Genomic DNA, 16455 nt, shown 5'->3' on the forward strand with positions numbered 1-16455 from the left:
GTGCGATATGGCGGACATGCGACAACTGTGATCGGCGCGAACGCGCGGCACTGACACTTGTTTCGCGCGGCATCGGACGACCTCCGCGCGGCCGCCACCAAACAAAACGGCCGGAACCCCGATCCGTGCGACGAATCGGCATTCCGGCCGTCCTGCGCCGCCGGGCCTGAACCCGGCAGCCCGGCGCTGCGTTACGCGCCCGTGTGCGCGGCGATGAAGTCCTTCACCTGTTGCGCGTCGGCCTTCACGACCTCGAAACGCTGCGGCAGCGCCTCGAGCCCGTCGAATGCGGCCGGCCGCTCGGCTTCACGATCGAGCGCTTCGCGGATCGTCTCGCCGAACTTGATCGGCTGGGCCGTCTCGAGCACGACCATCGGCACGCCCGCGTCGAGATGCTCGCGCGCGACCTTCACGCCGTCGGCCGTGTGCGTATCGATCATCGTGTCGTAGCGCGAGAACACGTCGCGGATCGTCGCGATGCGGTCCGTGTGGCTGCTGCGGCCCGACACGAAGCCGAACTCGGCCACGCGCGCGAAATCGCCGCTCGCCGCGAGGTCGAAACCGCCCTTCTCCTCGACGTCGCGGAACAGCTGCATCACGCGTGCCGGATCGCGGCCGAGCAGATCGAACACGAAGCGTTCGAAGTTCGACGCCTTCGAGATGTCCATGCTCGGGCTGCTCGTGTGATACGTGTTCTCCGCGCTGCGCACGCGATATGCGCCGGTGCGGAAGAATTCGTCGAGCACGTCGTTCTCGTTGGTCGCGACCACGAGCTTCGCGATCGGCAGGCCCATCATCCGCGCGATGTGACCCGCGCAGACGTTGCCGAAATTGCCCGACGGCACTGTGAACGACACCTGCTCGTCGTTGGACTGCGTCGCCGCGAAATAGCCCTTGAAGTAGTACACGACCTGCGCGACCACGCGTGCCCAGTTGATCGAGTTGACCGTGCCGATCTTCTGCTGCGCCTTGAACGCGTGATCGTTCGACACGGCCTTCACAATGTCCTGGCAGTCGTCGAACACACCTTCGACCGCGAGGTTGAAGATGTTCGGATCCTGCAGGCTGAACATCTGGGCCGTCTGGAACGCGCTCATCTTCTTGTGCGGCGACAGCATGAACACGCGCACGCCGGCCTTGCCGCGCATCGCGTATTCGGCCGCGCTGCCCGTGTCGCCCGACGTCGCGCCGAGAATGTTCAGCGCCTCGCCGTGCTTCGCGAGCGTGTACTCGAACAGGTTGCCGAGCAGCTGCATCGCCATGTCCTTGAACGCGAGCGTCGGGCCGTTCGACAGTTCGAGCAGCGACAGCGCCGTGCCGTTCTCGGTGCCGAGCGTCTTCAGCGGCGTGATGTCGGACGCGTTCTCGCCATGGCGCGTGTTGCTGTACACGACGGCCGTATACGTGCGGCGCGTGATCGCGCGCAGGTCGTCGGCCGGCACGTCGTCGCAGAACTTCGACAGGATCTCGAATGCGAGATCCGCGTACGACAGCGCGCGCCAGCGCGCGAGTTCGTCGGCCGACACCTTCGGATACTCGGCCGGCAGGTACAGCCCGCCGTCCTTCGCGAGACCGCCGAGCAGGATGTCGGAGAACGTGTGGCGCTCGCCGATGCCGGCGCCGCGCGTGGAGATGTAGTTCATGTCGTTCCTGGTCCTCAGTTCAGCGCTTCCATGCGCAGCTTCGTCACCTTCGAGACCACCGTCGCGAGGCTTTCGATTTGTGCGATCGCCTTGTTGACGTGCTTCTCGAGCGTCTCGTGCGTGATCAGGACGATGTCGGTTTCGCCGTTCGCGTCGTCGACCTGCTCCGATTCCTTCTGCAACAGCGCGTCGATCGAGATGCCCGTCTCGGCGAGAAGGCGCGTGATGTCCGCGAGCACGCCCGTCTGGTCGGCCACGCGCAGGCGCAGGTAGTAGCCGCTCGTCACTTCCTCGATCGGCAGGATCGGCGTGTTCGACAGGCTGTCCGGCTGGAACGCGAGATGCGGCACGCGATGCTCGGGGTCGGCCGTATGCAGGCGCGTGACGTCGACGAGATCCGCGACGACCGCCGACGCGGTCGGTTCCGCGCCCGCGCCCTTGCCGTAGTACAGCGTCGTGCCGACCGCGTCGCCGTGCACGACGACCGCGTTCATCGCGCCTTCGACGTTCGCGAGCAGGCGCTTCTCGGGAATCAGCGTCGGATGCACGCGCAGCTCGATACCGTTTTCGGCGCGGCGCGTGATGCCGAGCAGCTTGATCCGGTAGCCGAGCTCTTCCGCGTAGCGGATGTCGGTCGCGTCGAGCTTGCTGATGCCTTCGACGTACGCGCGGTCGAACTGGACCGGCACGCCGAATGCGATCGCGCTCATGATGGTCGCCTTGTGCGCGGCGTCGATGCCTTCGATGTCGAAGGTCGGATCGGCTTCCGCGTAGCCGAGCTCCTGCGCGGCCTTCAGCGCGGTCGCGAAATCGAGCCCGCGATCGCGCATTTCCGACAGGATGTAGTTCGTCGTGCCGTTGATGATGCCCGCGATGTACTGGATGCGGTTGGCGGTCAGGCCTTCGCGCAGCGCCTTGATGATCGGAATGCCGCCGGCGACGGCCGCCTCGAACGCGACCATCACGCCCTTCGCGCGCGCGGCTTCGAAGATCTCGGTGCCGTGCACCGCGAGCAGCGCCTTGTTCGCCGTCACGACGTGCTTGCCGTTCGCGATCGCGCGCAGCACGAGCTCGCGCGCGATGCCCGTGCCGCCGATCATCTCGGCGATGATCGCGATCGACGGATCGTCGACGACCGCGTTGAAATCATCGGTGATTTGCGCGCCGCCGGCGTCACCGCCGAGCGCGGCCTGCGCCTTGGCCGGGTTGCGCACGGCAATGCGCGCGACCTCGATGCCGCGCCCCGCGCGGCGCTTGATTTCTTCCTGGTTGCGGTTCAGCACCGTGAAGGTGCCGCTGCCGACGGTGCCGAAGCCCAACAGGCCAACTTTGATCGGTTCCATGCTGCGTGTGGTCGATGAGTAAGAATGAATGATTGAATGCCGGGGGACCCCGTCCGCTCAGACGGAATGGCGCTTGCGGTAGCCGTCGAGGAAGCGTGCGATCCGGTTGATCGAATCGGTCAGGTCGTCGAGGTTCGGCAGGAACACCACGCGGAAGTGATCCGGGGCCGCCCAGTTGAAGCCCGTTCCCTGCACGAGCAGCACACGCTCCTCGAGCAACAGGTCGAGGATGAACTGCTGGTCGTTCTGGATCGGATAGAGCTTGGGATCGAGGCGCGGGAACATGTACAGCGCGGCCTGCGGCTTCACGCAGGTCACGCCGGGAATCGACGTGAGCATGTCGTACGCGAGCTCGCGCTGCTTGTACAGGCGCCCGCTCGGCACGATCAGCTCGTTGATGCTCTGATAGCCGCCGAGCGCGGTCTGGATCGCGAACTGCCCGGGCACGTTCGCGCACAGGCGCATCGACGACAGGATCCCGAGGCCTTCCAGGTAATCCTTCGCGCGCCGGCGATTGTCGCCGCCCAGGCCCGACACGGCCATCCAGCCCGCGCGATAGCCGCACGAGCGATAGCTCTTCGACAGGCTGTTGAACGTGACGGTGATCACGTCTTCCGACAGCGAACCCAGCGCGGTGTGCTCCAACCCATCGTAGACGATCTTGTCGTAGACCTCGTCGGCGAACACGATCAGCCCGTGCTCGCGCGCGATCCCGAGCAGCTCGAGCAGCAATTCGTCGGAATAAAGGGCGCCCGTCGGGTTGTTCGGGTTGATCACGACGATCGCCTTGGTGTTCGGCGTGATCTTGCGGCGGATGTCGTCGAGGTCGGGCATCCAAGCGTTCTGCTCGTCGCACACGTAATGCACGGGCGTGCCGCCCGACAGGCTCACGGCGGCCGTCCACAACGGATAGTCGGGCGCCGGCAGCAGCACCTCGTCGCCGTCGTTCAGGAGCGCCTGGGTCGCCATCACGATCAGTTCGGACGCGCCGTTGCCGATGTAGATGTCGTCGAGGCCGACGCCGACGACGCCCTTCTGCTGCGTGTAGTGCATCACGGCCTTGCGGGCCGAGAACACCCCCTTCGAATCCGAATAGCCGGACGACGCCGGCAGGTTGCGGATCATGTCCTGGATGATCTCGTCCGGCGCGTCGAACCCGAACGGCGCGAGGTTGCCGATGTTCAGCTTGATGATGCGGTGGCCTTCTTCCTCGAGGCGCTTCGCGTGCTCGAGCACCGGGCCACGGATGTCGTAGCAGACGTTGAGCAGCTTGTTCGACTTCTGAATCGGTTTCACGACGACACGGTTCCTGGGTTGGCCTTGCGGCCGGGGGACGGGATCAAAACTGGAGAGCGGACGGTCTGTGCGCGCTGTCTAGACTGGGAAAAAGCGGGCGGTCGGACGGCGCTTGTGACGACGCACGACGCAAGTGGCGCCCGGGGGCGACCAAAAAGTTATAATTTAGCGGATTTTGGCTGACTTTCGCAATGCACCATGGCCGCTCCGGGCCCGCGCCGTCAGGCGTCCCGTGTGCGCCGGCTCGCGAAACCGGCCGCCCGGGCCCGTGCGGCCCGTGACAGACACTCCCCTACGGAAACCGCGGATTACCGATTTGAAACTGCACCAGGACGCGAGCGGCGCGCTCAACACCGTCACCGGCTACGGCCCCGATTATGTCGACGTCAACCTCCAACGCCACGAAGGGAGCGTCATCGTGCTGCCCAGCGCACCGGTACGGGACTGGCCGGTGTCGTCGTTCGACGCACTGGCGCCCGAGCATTTCGCGATGCTGCTCGACCCGGCGCCCGAACTCGTGATCTTCGGCAGCGGCGCGCGGCTGCGCTTCCCGCATCCGCGGCTCGTGGCCGCGCTCACGGCCAGGCGGATCGGCGTCGAGACGATGGATTTCCAGGCCGCCTGTCGCACCTACAACATCCTGATGGCCGAGGGCCGCAAAGTCGCCGCCGCGCTCTTAATTGAACGTTAATCCCCGATGCGGTAAAACACGGGCCGGCGCACCGGGTCGATCCCCGGATCATCATCCGGATCGATACCCGGCAGGCCGCCCGCCCCCGGCACGACCCGCCGGCGGCCCATCACAACAACCAACAGGCTGAAAATCCATGAACGATACGCCGTCGAGGCTACCGCTCAATCGCATCACGCTCGCCCTTCTGTTCATCGCGCTCGCGATCGTCTGGTTCGCGCCGCTCGGGCTGCGCCACCTGATCCCGAGCGACGAAGGCCGCTACGCGGAGATGGCCCGGGAAATGTTCGTCACCGGCGACTGGATCACGCCGCGCTACAACGGCTACAAGTATTTCGAGAAGCCGCCGCTGCAGACCTGGCTGAATGCGCTGACGTTCGCGTGGTTCGGCATCGGCGAATGGCAGGCGCGCCTCTATACGGGCCTCGCCAGCTTCGCCGGCGTGCTGCTCGTCGGCTTCACCGGCGCGCGCCTGTTCAACCCGTTGTCGGGCTTCCTCGCGGCCGTCGTGCTCGCGTGCTCGCCGTACTGGAACCTGATGGGCCACTTCAACGCGCTCGACATGGGGCTCGCGTTCTGGATGGCGCTGTCGCTCTGCTCGCTGCTGCTCGCGCAGCGCCCCGGGCTGCGCGCGGGCGCGGTGCGCGGCTGGATGTGGGCGTGCTGGGCCGCGATGGCGTTCGCCGTGCTGTCGAAAGGCCTCGTCGGCCTGATCCTGCCCGGCGCCGTGCTGGTGCTCTATACGCTGGTTGCCCGCGACTGGGCGCTGTGGAAGCGGCTCTATCTGGTGAGCGGCCTCGTGATCTTCTTCGCGATCGTCACGCCGTGGTTCGTGCTCGTCCAGCAGCGCAACCCCGAGTTCTTCAACTTCTTCTTCATCGTCCAGCAGTTCCGCCGCTACCTGACCCCGGAACAGAACCGCCCGGGCCCGCTCTACTACTTCGTGCCGGTGCTGCTGGTCGGCTTCCTGCCGTGGCTGTCGGTGGCGTGGCAGAGCATCCGCCACGCGCTGCGCATGCCGCGCCAGCCGAACGGTTTCTCCCCGATGCTCGTGCTGCTGATCTGGAGCGCGTTCATCTTCGTGTTCTTCAGCGTGTCGCATTCGAAGCTGATCTCGTATGTGCTGCCGATCGCGCCGGCGCTCGCGCTGATGATCGGCGCGTACCTGCCGCTGATCACCGCGGAGCGGTTCCGGCGCCACCTGCTCGGCTATCTCGTGTTCATCGTCGTCGCGGCGTTCGGGATCATCTTCCTCGCGTACCAGGGTGACGCCCGCACGCCGAACGCGCTGTACCGCACGTTCCAGATCTGGCTGTACGCGGGCCTCGCGGTCGCGGCCGCGCTGACGCTGGCCGCCGCCTGGCTGAACCGCCGTGTGGGCGTCGCGGCCGCGATCACCGCGTTCGGCGCCGCGTGGCTCGCGTTCGGCACGATCGGCGGCACCGGTCACGACGAGTTCGGCCGCTACAGCTCGGGCGCGCTGCTCGCGCCCGCCGTGCGCGCCGAACTGGCGAAGTTGCCGCCCGACACGCCGTTCTACTCGATCGAGATGCTCGATCACACGTTCCCGTTCTATATGGGCCACACGACGATCATGGTCCAGCGCCAGGACGAGCTCGCCTTCGGAATCTCCGTCGAGCCGAACAAATGGATCCCGACCGTCGACCAATGGATCGAACGCTGGAAGCAGGAAACCCATGCGCTCGCGATCATGCCGCCCGGCCAGTACGACACGCTGGTCAAGCAAGGCGTGCCGATGCGCGTGATCGCGCGCGACAACCGCCGCGTGATCGTCGAGAAACCGCAATCGTAAGGACGCCCACCGCATGAATCCCGTTTCGCTCGTCTGCATCATCACCGGCGTGATGCTCAACGCCTGTGCGCAACTTCTGCTGAAAGCCGGCGTCAACGCAGTTGGACACTTCGAATTCAGCCGCGCGAACATCATCCCGGTCGGCCTGAAGATCGCAACCCAGCTGCCGATCATCGGCGGCCTCGCCTGCTACGTGCTGAGCGTCGTCGTCTGGATTCTCGGGCTGTCGCGGGTCGACGTGTCGATCGCGTATCCGATGCTGTCGCTCGGCTACGTGGTCAACGCGTTCGCAGCGTGGTACCTGTTCGGCGAAGTGCTGTCGGTCCAGCGGCTCATCGGCATCGGCATCATCCTGATCGGCGTGCTCGTGCTCGCGCGCAGTTGAGCGTGCCCGGCGGGCCCAGGTGCACTCATGCGCATTAAGCGTCCGCCTACAAAAAATCACGGTACGAATCCGCCAACCGGTGTTTAATGCCGGTTTCGGGCCGGATCGCCCGACCCCTTTATTACACGCCATTACAGGCTAACGTGTTCATGAGCCAGACTACCGCTCCGTTTCTGCCGTTCACCCGCCCCGAGATCGATGAGGAAACCATCCAGGGCGTCGTCGAAGTGCTGCGCTCGGGCTGGATCACCACCGGCCCGCAGAGCCAGAAATTCGAAGCCGCGCTGTCCGAGTATTGCGGCGGGCGTCCGGTCCGCGCGTTCAATTCGGGCACCTGCACGCTCGAGATCGGCCTGCGCATCGCGGGCGTCGGCCCCGGCGACGAGGTGATCACGACGCCGGCAACGTGGGTGTCGACCAGCAACGTGATTCTCGAGACCGGCGCGACGCCCGTGTTCGCCGACATCGACCCGGTCACACGCAACATCGACCTCGACAAGCTCGAGCAGGCGATCACGCCGCGCACCAAGGCGATCATCCCGGTCTACCTGGCCGGCCTGCCGGTCGACATGGACCGCCTGTACGCGATCGCGCGCGCGCACAACCTGCGCGTGATCGAGGACGCCGCGCAGGCGCTCGGCTCGACGTGGCAAGGCAAGCGCATCGGCGCGCTCGGCGACATCGTGTCGTTCAGCTTCCACGCGAACAAGAACCTGACGACGATCGAAGGCGGCGCGCTCGTGCTGAACAACGAGGACGAGGCGACGCTCGCGCAGAAGTACCGGCTGCAGGGCATCACGCGCACCGGCCTGGACGGGATGGACTGCGACGTGCTCGGCGGCAAGTACAACCTGACCGATGTCGCCGCGCGCGTCGGCCTCGGCCAGCTGCCGCACCTCGAGCGCTTCACCGCGCAGCGCCGCGCACTCGCGCGCGCGTATTTCGCCGCGCTCGGCGACGGCCCGGCCGTGAAGCTCGGCCTCGGCCTGCCCGTCGCCGATTTCGAGAACAGCAACTGGCACATGTTCCAGGTCACGCTGCCGCTCGACCGGCTGTCGATCTCGCGCGCCGATTTCATGGCGCAGATGAAGGAACGCGGGATCGGCACGGGCGTCCACTACCCGGCCATCCATCTTTTCACGCTGTATCGTGCGCGCGGCTTCAAGGAGGGCATGTTCCCCCACGCCGAACGGTACGGCGCGTCGACCGTCACGCTGCCGCTCTTCACGCAGATGACGGAAGACGACGTGCGTCGCGTGGCCGACGCCATCAACCAGATTTGCGATCAATACGGAAAATAAGCGTACATGAATCACCTTGAAGCACGCGCCGGGCATCCGGGCGCCGCGAACCCGGAGGTATCGGTCATCATCCCCGTGTACAACGAGGAAGACGGCCTGGCTGCGCTGTTCGCGCGGCTCTACCCGGCACTCGACGCACTCGGCACGTCGTACGAAGTGATCCTGATCAACGACGGCAGCCGCGACCGCTCGGCCGCGATGCTCGCAGACCAGTTCCACGTGCGCCCCGACACGACGCGCGTCGTGCTGCTCAACGGCAACTACGGTCAGCACATGGCGATCCTCGCCGGCTTCGCGCAGTCGCACGGCGATATCGTCATCACGCTCGATGCCGACCTGCAGAACCCGCCGGAGGAAATCGGCAAGCTGATCGAGAAGATGCGCGAGGGCTACGACTACGTCGGCTCGATCCGCAAGCAGCGTCAGGACAGCCTGTGGCGGCGCAAGGCGTCGCAGATGATGAACCGGCTGCGCGAGCGCATCACGCGGATCAAGATGACCGACCAGGGCTGCATGCTGCGTGCGTACAGCCGCCGCATCATCGACACGATCAACGTGTGCGGCGAAGTCAACACGTTCATTCCCGCGCTCGCCTACACGTTCGCGCAGAACCCGACCGAAATCGAGGTCGCGCACGAGGAACGCTTCGCGGGCGAGTCGAAGTACTCGCTGTACAGCCTGATCCGGCTGAACTTCGACCTCGTGACGGGCTTCTCGGTCGTGCCGCTGCAGTGGCTGTCGTTCATCGGCGTGATCCTGTCGCTCGGCTCCGCCGCGCTGTTCGTGCTGCTGCTCGTGCGCCGCTTCATCGTCGGCGCGGAAGTGCAAGGCGTGTTCACGCTGTTCGCGATCACGTTCTTCCTGCTCGGCGTGATCATCTTCGCGCTCGGCCTGCTCGGCGAATACGTCGGCCGCATCTACCAGCAGGTGCGTGCGCGGCCGCGCTACCTGATCCAGGCCGTGCTCGAACAGCACGACGGGATGCCGGCGGTGCCGGGCACGAACCGCACGGGGGCGGCGCGATGAAGCCGCGCGCCGTCGTCTTCGCGTATCACAACGTCGGCGTGCGCTGCCTGCAGGTGCTGCTGGCACGCGGCGTCGACGTCGCGCTCGTCGTCACGCACGAGGACAACCCGAACGAGAACATCTGGTTCGGCAGCGTCGCATCCGTCGCCGCCGAGCACGGGATTGCGGTCGCCACGCCGGCCGACCCCGCCGACCCGGCGCTGCGCCGCGCGGTGTCCGACGCGCAGCCGGACTTCATCTTCTCGTTCTATTACCGCCACATGCTGCCGGTGGACCTGCTCGCGATCGCGCCGCGCGGCGCGTACAACATGCACGGTTCGCTGCTGCCGAAATACCGGGGTCGGGTACCGACCAACTGGGCCGTGCTGAACGGCGAAACGGAAACCGGCGCGACGCTGCACGAGATGGCCGCGAAACCGGACGCCGGCGCCATCATCGGCCAGACCGCGGTGCCGATCCTGCCGGACGACACCGCCGCGCAGGTGTTCGACAAGGTGACGGTCGCCGCCGAGCAGACGCTCTGGCGCGTGCTGCCCGCGCTGCTCGCGGGCGAGGCGCCGCACCTGCCGAACGAGCTCGCGAGCGGCAGCTACTACGGCGGCCGCAAGCCGGAAGACGGCCGGATCGACTGGTCGAAACCGGCCGCGCAGGTCTACAACCTGGTGCGCGCGGTCGCGCCCCCATATCCGGGCGCATTCACCGACGTCGGCGACACACGCTTCGTGATCGCCCGCGCGCGCCTCGCGGCGCCCGGCAGCGCCGCCGCCGTGGCTGCGGCAGATTTGCCGCCCGGCCTGCACGTAAGCGATAATGCGCTATTCGGCGTCTGCGGCGACAGTCGCGCCCTATCCATTCTCGAGCTGTGGCAGCAGCGCGACGGCAGCGAAACCGTCGTGACGCCCGCGGAATTCGCGCAGTTCATTCATTCTTCCCGTCATTCATGAAAGCAAAAAAAGTCCTGATCCTGGGTGTGAACGGCTTCATCGGCCATCACCTGTCGAAGCGCATTCTTGAAACCACCGATTGGGAAGTGTTCGGCATGGACATGCAGACCGATCGGCTGGGCGACCTCGTCAACCACGAGCGGATGCACTTCTTCGAAGGCGACATCACGATCAACAAGGAGTGGGTCGAGTATCACGTGAAGAAGTGCGACGTGATCCTGCCGCTCGTGGCGATCGCGACGCCCGCGACCTACGTCAAGCAGCCGCTGCGCGTGTTCGAGCTCGACTTCGAGGCGAACCTGCCGATCGTGCGTTCGGCCGTCAAGTACGGCAAGCACCTCGTGTTCCCGTCGACCTCCGAGGTCTACGGCATGTGCTCGGACGAGCAGTTCGATCCGGACGCATCGGCGCTCACCTACGGCCCGATCAACAAGCCGCGCTGGATCTACGCATGCTCGAAGCAGCTGATGGACCGCGTGATCTGGGGCTACGGGATGGAAGGCCTGAACTTCACGCTGTTCCGCCCGTTCAACTGGATCGGCCCGGGCCTCGACTCGATCTACACGCCGAAGGAAGGCAGCTCGCGCGTCGTCACGCAGTTCCTCGGCCACATCGTGCGCGGCGAGAACATCAGCCTCGTCGACGGCGGCTCGCAGAAGCGCGCGTTCACCGATATCGACGACGGCATCAGCGCGCTGATGAAGATCATCGACAACAAGAACGGCATCGCGTCGGGCAAGATCTACAACATCGGGAATCCGAAGAATAACTTCTCGGTTCGCGAGCTCGCGCACAAGATGCTCGAACTGGCCGCCGAATACCCGGAATACGCCGGCTCCGCGAAGCAGGTGCAGCTCGTCGAGACGACATCGGGCGCCTACTACGGCAACGGCTACCAGGACGTGCAGAACCGCGTGCCGAAGATCGACAACACGATGCAGGAACTCGCATGGGCGCCGCAATCGACGTTCGACGACGCGCTGCGCAAGATCTTCGAAGCGTATCGCGGCCATGTCGCCGACGCGCGCGCGCTGGTCGAGCAGAACTGACGACGGGACGCTCGCTTGGCTCGTATCGTCCTCAAGATCGACGTCGACACGCTGCGCGGCACGCGCGAAGGCGTGCCTAACCTCGCACGCATCTTCGACCGCTTCAGTGCGCGCGCGACCTTCCTCTTCAGCCTCGGGCCCGATCACACGGGCTGGGCGCTGCGGCGCGTGTTCCGCCCGGGCTTCCTGAAGAAGGTGTCGCGCACGTCGGTGGTCGAGCATTACGGCGTGAAGCAGCTGATGTACGGCGTGCTGCTGCCGGCCCCCGACATCGGCCGCCGTGCGATCGCCGACATGCGCGCGATCCACGAGGCCGGCTTCGAATGCGGGATCCATACGTGGGATCACGTGTACTGGCAGGACAACGTGCGCGTGCGCGATCGCGACTGGACCGCACGTGAAATGCAGAAGAGCCACGCGCGCTTCATCGACATTTTCGGCGCACCGCCCGTCACGCACGGCGCGGCCGGCTGGCAGATGAACGACTCCGCATTCGAGCAGATCGACGCATGGGGGATGCGCTACGCATCCGACGGTCGCGGCCATTCGCCGTACCTGCCCGTGGTCGGCGGCCGCACGCTGTCGCACGTGCAGATGCCGACCACGCTGCCGACGCTCGACGAAGTGCTCGGTATCGACGGCATCGACACGCACAACGTCGCCGCGCACATCCTGAAGTTCACGCAAGCCAATCCGCACGACCAGGTGTTCACGCTGCACGCGGAACTGGAAGGCCAGAAGCTCGCGCCGGTGTTCGAACAGCTACTCGCCGGCTGGCGCGCGCAGGGCCATACGTTTGCGACGATGGGCGACTACCACGCGACGCTGGACCGCGACTCGCTGCCATCGTACCCTGTCACGTGGGGCGAAATCCCCGGCCGCTCCGGCGAACTGATCGTCCAGCCCGACTGAGCGTGCGCGCGCGCCGGCACGCTGCCCCGCCCTCGCGGCGTGCCGCGGCGCCCCCGCCGAACCGCGCCGCCCGAGCGGCGCCTTTCCATAACAACAGGAGAAACACGTGTCCGTCGAAGTTGACCGTCAAGTTCCCGATTTCACCGCACCGGCTACGGGTGGCGACATTTCGCTGTCCGACCTGAAGGGCAGGAAGCTCGTCCTGTATTTCTATCCGAAGGACAACACGCCGGGCTGCACGACCGAAGGCCTGCAGTTCCGCGATCTCTATCCGAAGTTCAAGAAGGCTGGCGCCGAAGTCATCGGTGTGTCGCGCGACAGCCTGCGCTCGCATGACAATTTCAAGGCAAAGCTCGAGCTGCCGTTCCCGCTGATTTCCGATGCCGACGAAGCGCTGTGCGCGCTGTTCGATGTCATCAAGATGAAGAAAATGTATGGCAAGGAAGTGCGCGGAATCGAGCGTTCGACGTTCCTGATCGACGCCGACGGCGTGCTCCGCCAGGCATGGCGCGGCATCAAGGTGCCCGGCCACGTGGACGACGTGCTAAGTGCTGTACAAGCGCTTTGAGCCGCGCTATATTGGGCCGCAATGAATGCCAGTTCGCCCCATATTTCTCGTAGCTGCGCCGGTGCCCGTTGCGTTGCTTCCCGGCACCTGACGCGCATCACGACGGTATCAGCCGAGCCGCATGTCCCGGTCCACGGGGCAGCGGCTTTTTTTATGGACTGCGTGCCGGCTCTCGGTCCGGCCGTCATCTCGTCAAGGAGTTGACCGACACTTAGGCGAACCGGCTCGACGAAATTCCTGTGCGCCACCGCGCGCAAACTGCATGCGTCTACGTCACGCAGGATGCGATCAGCGGCGCACTTCATGCGACACGATTCCTCCCGAGGGACACCATGCCTTTGCCTACCCCCCCCAGCAAGCTCGGCAGCCTGCTGCCGCCCGACGAATACAAGGCGAAAGCGCGGCCCGCGAAAGCCGCGAAGAAGTCCGCCGAAGGGGACGCATCCACAGCCGGTGACTACGGTCCGGCCAGCGTGGCCCAACCGATGACCGAAGCCGCGAACACGACCGCACCGCTGCGCGCCGTCGCGTCGTCGGAGCACGACACCGCAAGCACGCCCGCACGCGGCCGCAAGACCCGGCAGACGGCTGCACTGCTGCAGCCGATGCCGGCGCCGGCCGTGCCGGCGGCACCCGCTGCCCCCGCTGCCCCCGCCGCGCCGGTCGTTGCACGCAACGACAAGCCGGCCGCCGGCAAACCGTCCGCGGCGCCCGCGCGCGATGCCGGCGCCGCGACGAAGTCGCGCAGCCGCAAGCCGGCCGAAGCCGAACTGCAGAAGCTGTTCGTGCTCGACACCAACGTGCTGATGCACGACCCGAGCAGCCTCTTCCGCTTCGAGGAACACGACGTCTATCTGCCGATGATGACGCTCGAGGAACTCGACAACCACAAGAAGGGGATGTCCGAAGTCGCGCGCAACGCCCGCCAGGTGAGCCGCACGCTCGACGCGCTGGTCGCCGACGGCGGCCCGATCTCGGCCGGCATTCCGCTGTCGCGCCTCGGCAGCCGCGAGGCACTCGGCCGCCTGTACTTCCAGACGAAGCTCGCGGACATCGCGCCGATCGAAGGCCTGCCCGAAGGCAAGGCCGACAACCAGATCCTCGGCGTCGTGCGCGCGCTGCAGCGCGACCGGCCGGACCGCCAGGTCGTGCTGGTGTCGAAAGACATCAACATGCGGATCAAGGCGCACGCGCTCGGCCTGCCCGCTGAAGACTACTTCAACGACCAGGTACTCGAGGACAAGGATCTCCTCTACAACGGCGTGCGCGAACTGCCGCAGGATTTCTGGACCAAGCACGCGAAGGGCATGGAGAGCTGGCAGGACACGAAGACGGGCACGACGTACTACCGCGTGACCGGCCCGCTCGTCGCGTCGATGCTCGTCAACGAGTTCGTCTATCTCGAGCCGCAGAACGGCGAGCCGACGTTCCACGCGATCGTCCGCGAGCTGAACGGCAAGGCGGCGCTGCTGCAGACGCTGCGCGACTACAGCCACCACAAGAACAACGTGTGGGGCATCACCGCGCGCAACCGCGAGCAGAATTTCGCGCTGAACCTGCTGATGAACCCCGAGATCGACTTCGTCACGCTGCTTGGCCAGGCCGGCACCGGCAAGACGCTCGTCGCGCTCGCGGCCGGCCTCGCGCAGGTGCTCGACGACAAGCGCTACAACGAGATCATCGTGACGCGTGCGACCGTGCCCGTCGGCGAGGACATCGGTTTCCTGCCCGGCACCGAGGAAGAGAAGATGCAGCCGTGGATGGGTGCATTCGACGACAACCTCGAGGTGCTGCAGAAGACCGACGACGCGGCCGGCGAATGGGGCCGTGCGGCGACGCAGGAGCTGATCCGTTCGCGCCTGAAGGTGAAGAGCATGAACTTCATGCGCGGCCGCACGTTCGTCGACAAGTACCTGATCATCGACGAAGCGCAGAACCTGACGCCGAAGCAGATGAAGACGCTCGTGACGCGCGCGGGCCCCGGCACGAAGATCGTGTGCCTCGGCAACATCGCGCAGATCGACACGCCTTACCTGACCGAAGGCAGCTCGGGCCTGACCTACGTCGTCGACCGCTTCAAGGGCTGGGGCCACAGCGGCCACGTGACACTCGCGCGCGGCGAACGCTCGCGGCTCGCCGACTACGCGTCGGACATCCTGTAACGCGCGACCGGCGCCTCGCCGGCCGTCGACGCCACGCGGCGCTCCGTTTCCGGAGCGCCGTTTTTATTTTTGGGGTCGGAAACGTTGGTCATGTCTCGTAACGCAACAACCTCACTTACGCGCGAAACTTCAAGTAAATTCTCAGGAATGGTTGCCTAAGCCCCGCCGGAACGTCTACCATCGGGTCTGTCTGTTGTCATACGATTGGCGAGCGCGCCGCGCTCGTCCGCCTTCTCATGCTTCGAATCTGGGTTCCCGTCGCCGTCGTTTCTCTGCTCGCGGCCTGCTCCAGCGTGCCGCCGCAGTCGGCATCGCGCACCTCCGGCATGAAGATCACCACCCCGCGCGCGTTCCCGCCGCCCGCCAATTTCCCGAAATTCGTCGATCACAGCGTCGGCCAGGAAGAAATCTCGATCCAGGCGATGAGCCTTGTCGGCGTGCCGTATCGTTGGGGCGGCAACACGCCGACGAGCGGTTTCGACTGCAGCGGGCTCGTGCGCTACGTGATCGGCCGCGCGGCCGACGTGAACCTGCCGCGCACGACCGCCGACATGAGCAGCCGCGGCGTGTCGATCGACCCCGAAGCGGTAGCGCCGGGCGATCTGATCTTCTTCAATACGACCGGACGCCCGCACTCGCACGTCGGCATCTATGTCGGCAAGCTGCGCTTCGTCAACGCGCCGTCGACCGGCGGCACCGTGCGGCTCGATTACCTGACGAACCCGTACTGGGCCAAGCGCTTCGACGGCATTCGCCGTGTCGCGCCGCCGCGCGGCACACCGGCACCGTTCGATACGCCGACCTACGAGGCACGCCGCGACGCGCCTACGGCCACACCGGCCGCTGTCGTGACCGCCGCCGCGCCACGGCAGCCCGCCTATGCCACTGCGCAAGCCAGCGCGGCCCCGTCTCCCGCTCCGGTCGCGCAAGCCGCGGCGGTCGTATCGACCGCCGCGGTGGCTCCGGCGGCCACGCCCGCCGCCGATCCGTACGAACCGCCGCCGCGCGTGCAGGCCGCCCGGCAGCAGACAACCGCCGCGAACGGCGACATGCCTGTCCCGACCGCGAATGCAGCGCCGGCCGGCCCGGCAGAGGTCGGCACGCAGATTCCGACGACGGCGCTGACCGCCGCCCAGGCCGCCGCGTTCGACGACGAACCGCCGGCCACCGCCGCGCCGTCGGCGCGCACCGTCGAGCCCGTGCAGGTGTTGCGTGCATCGACGCAATCCGCGCCCGTCAGCGCGCGCACCGGCACCGCGGACGATCCGATCGCCCGCTTCGCGAACGGCAGTTACTGACCCGGTTCATCCTCGGCGGCAACC

Annotated in this window: 14 protein-coding genes and 1 pseudogene; 11 read left to right on the forward strand and 4 right to left on the reverse strand. The window is 66.2% G+C overall.

All coding sequences use genetic code 11. The features are described 5' to 3' along the window. Positions 1–191: 191 nt before the first annotated feature. Genes thrC through LMA02_RS09410 form a run of 3 tightly spaced genes read right to left on the reverse strand, consistent with a single transcriptional unit; the run spans position 192 to position 4282 of the window. A complete protein-coding gene (gene thrC / locus LMA02_RS09400; protein ID WP_228904495.1) occupies positions 192–1643 on the reverse strand; it encodes a threonine synthase in 1452 nt (483 codons plus the stop codon). A gap of 14 nt (positions 1644–1657) precedes the next feature. Further along, positions 1658–2986 carry a homoserine dehydrogenase gene (locus LMA02_RS09405; protein ID WP_175752059.1) on the reverse strand — a complete coding sequence of 443 codons (1329 nt, stop codon included), beginning with the start codon at positions 2984–2986 and terminating at the stop codon, positions 1658–1660. 57 nt (positions 2987–3043) lie between these two features. Continuing rightward, a complete protein-coding gene (locus LMA02_RS09410) occupies positions 3044–4282 on the reverse strand; it encodes a pyridoxal phosphate-dependent aminotransferase (protein WP_006754745.1) in 1239 nt (412 codons plus the stop codon). Between the two features lie 316 nt (positions 4283–4598). Between LMA02_RS09410 and LMA02_RS09415 the strand changes: the two genes are divergently transcribed. The 9 genes from LMA02_RS09415 (at position 4599) to LMA02_RS09455 (ending at position 12971) form a co-directional block, all read left to right on the forward strand. Beyond that, positions 4599–4973: an Mth938-like domain-containing protein gene (locus LMA02_RS09415; protein WP_228904498.1), complete on the forward strand. Its 375-nt coding sequence runs from the start codon at positions 4599–4601 to the stop codon at positions 4971–4973. Positions 4974–5109: 136 nt separating this feature from the next. Beyond that, a complete protein-coding gene (locus tag LMA02_RS09420; protein WP_228904500.1) occupies positions 5110–6786 on the forward strand; it encodes a glycosyltransferase family 39 protein in 1677 nt (558 codons plus the stop codon). A gap of 13 nt (positions 6787–6799) precedes the next feature. Further along, positions 6800–7171 carry an SMR family transporter gene (locus tag LMA02_RS09425; protein WP_006754748.1) on the forward strand — a complete coding sequence of 124 codons (372 nt, stop codon included), beginning with the start codon at positions 6800–6802 and terminating at the stop codon, positions 7169–7171. A 149-nt stretch (positions 7172–7320) separates the two neighbouring features. After that, the gene (locus LMA02_RS09430; protein ID WP_166724693.1) at positions 7321–8472 is read left to right on the forward strand and encodes a DegT/DnrJ/EryC1/StrS family aminotransferase; all 1152 of its coding nucleotides are present in this window, start codon (positions 7321–7323) and stop codon (positions 8470–8472) included. Between the two features lie 6 nt (positions 8473–8478). Then, entirely contained in the window at positions 8479–9498 is a 1020-nt protein-coding gene (locus tag LMA02_RS09435) for a glycosyltransferase (RefSeq protein ID WP_228904502.1), read from the forward strand. Beyond that, on the forward strand, positions 9495–10442 hold the full coding sequence (locus LMA02_RS09440) for a formyltransferase (RefSeq protein ID WP_228904503.1): 948 nt from the start codon (positions 9495–9497) through the stop codon (positions 10440–10442). Before LMA02_RS09435 ends, LMA02_RS09440 begins: the two co-directional genes overlap by 4 nt. Beyond that, a complete protein-coding gene (locus LMA02_RS09445; RefSeq protein ID WP_166724696.1) occupies positions 10439–11491 on the forward strand; it encodes a bifunctional UDP-4-keto-pentose/UDP-xylose synthase in 1053 nt (350 codons plus the stop codon). The genes LMA02_RS09440 and LMA02_RS09445 overlap by 4 nt, the downstream gene beginning before the upstream one ends. Positions 11492–11506: 15 nt before the next feature. Further along, positions 11507–12403: a polysaccharide deacetylase family protein gene (locus LMA02_RS09450; protein ID WP_228904505.1), complete on the forward strand. Its 897-nt coding sequence runs from the start codon at positions 11507–11509 to the stop codon at positions 12401–12403. A 106-nt stretch (positions 12404–12509) separates the two neighbouring features. Further along, positions 12510–12971 carry a peroxiredoxin gene (locus tag LMA02_RS09455; protein ID WP_031403668.1) on the forward strand — a complete coding sequence of 154 codons (462 nt, stop codon included), beginning with the start codon at positions 12510–12512 and terminating at the stop codon, positions 12969–12971. Positions 12972–13163: 192 nt separating this feature from the next. On the opposite strand, the pseudogene LMA02_RS35390 reads toward LMA02_RS09455, so the two are convergent. Next, a pseudogene (locus LMA02_RS35390) lies at positions 13164–13408 on the reverse strand (hypothetical protein); the annotation flags it as partial. Between LMA02_RS35390 and LMA02_RS09460 the strand changes: the two are divergent. Both LMA02_RS09460 and LMA02_RS09465 read left to right on the forward strand, forming a co-directional pair. Next, positions 13304–15133: a PhoH family protein gene (locus tag LMA02_RS09460; protein ID WP_228904509.1), complete on the forward strand. Its 1830-nt coding sequence runs from the start codon at positions 13304–13306 to the stop codon at positions 15131–15133. The pseudogene LMA02_RS35390 and the gene LMA02_RS09460 sit on opposite strands and share 105 nt — an antisense overlap. Positions 15134–15369: 236 nt before the next feature. Further along, a complete protein-coding gene (locus tag LMA02_RS09465; RefSeq protein ID WP_228904516.1) occupies positions 15370–16431 on the forward strand; it encodes a C40 family peptidase in 1062 nt (353 codons plus the stop codon). Positions 16432–16455 lie beyond the last annotated feature (24 nt).

The organism is Burkholderia sp. B21-005, from assembly GCF_020843965.1.
Lineage (GTDB): Bacteria > Pseudomonadota > Gammaproteobacteria > Burkholderiales > Burkholderiaceae > Burkholderia > Burkholderia ambifaria.

Bases quoted from the DNA above. Each gene is read 5' to 3' on its own strand.
- thrC (WP_228904495.1), bottom strand. From the start codon at position 1,643: ATGAACTACATCTCCACGCGCGGCGCCGGCATCGGCGAGCGCCACACG.
- LMA02_RS09405 (WP_175752059.1), bottom strand. From the start codon at position 2,986: ATGGAACCGATCAAAGTTGGCCTGTTGGGCTTCGGCACCGTCGGCAGC.
- LMA02_RS09420 (WP_228904500.1), top strand. From the start codon at position 5,110: ATGAACGATACGCCGTCGAGGCTACCGCTCAATCGCATCACGCTCGCC.
- LMA02_RS09425 (WP_006754748.1), top strand. From the start codon at position 6,800: ATGAATCCCGTTTCGCTCGTCTGCATCATCACCGGCGTGATGCTCAAC.
- LMA02_RS09430 (WP_166724693.1), top strand. From the start codon at position 7,321: ATGAGCCAGACTACCGCTCCGTTTCTGCCGTTCACCCGCCCCGAGATC.
- LMA02_RS09435 (WP_228904502.1), top strand. From the start codon at position 8,479: ATGAATCACCTTGAAGCACGCGCCGGGCATCCGGGCGCCGCGAACCCG.
- LMA02_RS09440 (WP_228904503.1), top strand. From the start codon at position 9,495: ATGAAGCCGCGCGCCGTCGTCTTCGCGTATCACAACGTCGGCGTGCGC.
- LMA02_RS09445 (WP_166724696.1), top strand. From the start codon at position 10,439: ATGAAAGCAAAAAAAGTCCTGATCCTGGGTGTGAACGGCTTCATCGGC.
- LMA02_RS09460 (WP_228904509.1), top strand. From the start codon at position 13,304: ATGCCTTTGCCTACCCCCCCCAGCAAGCTCGGCAGCCTGCTGCCGCCC.
- LMA02_RS09465 (WP_228904516.1), top strand. From the start codon at position 15,370: ATGCTTCGAATCTGGGTTCCCGTCGCCGTCGTTTCTCTGCTCGCGGCC.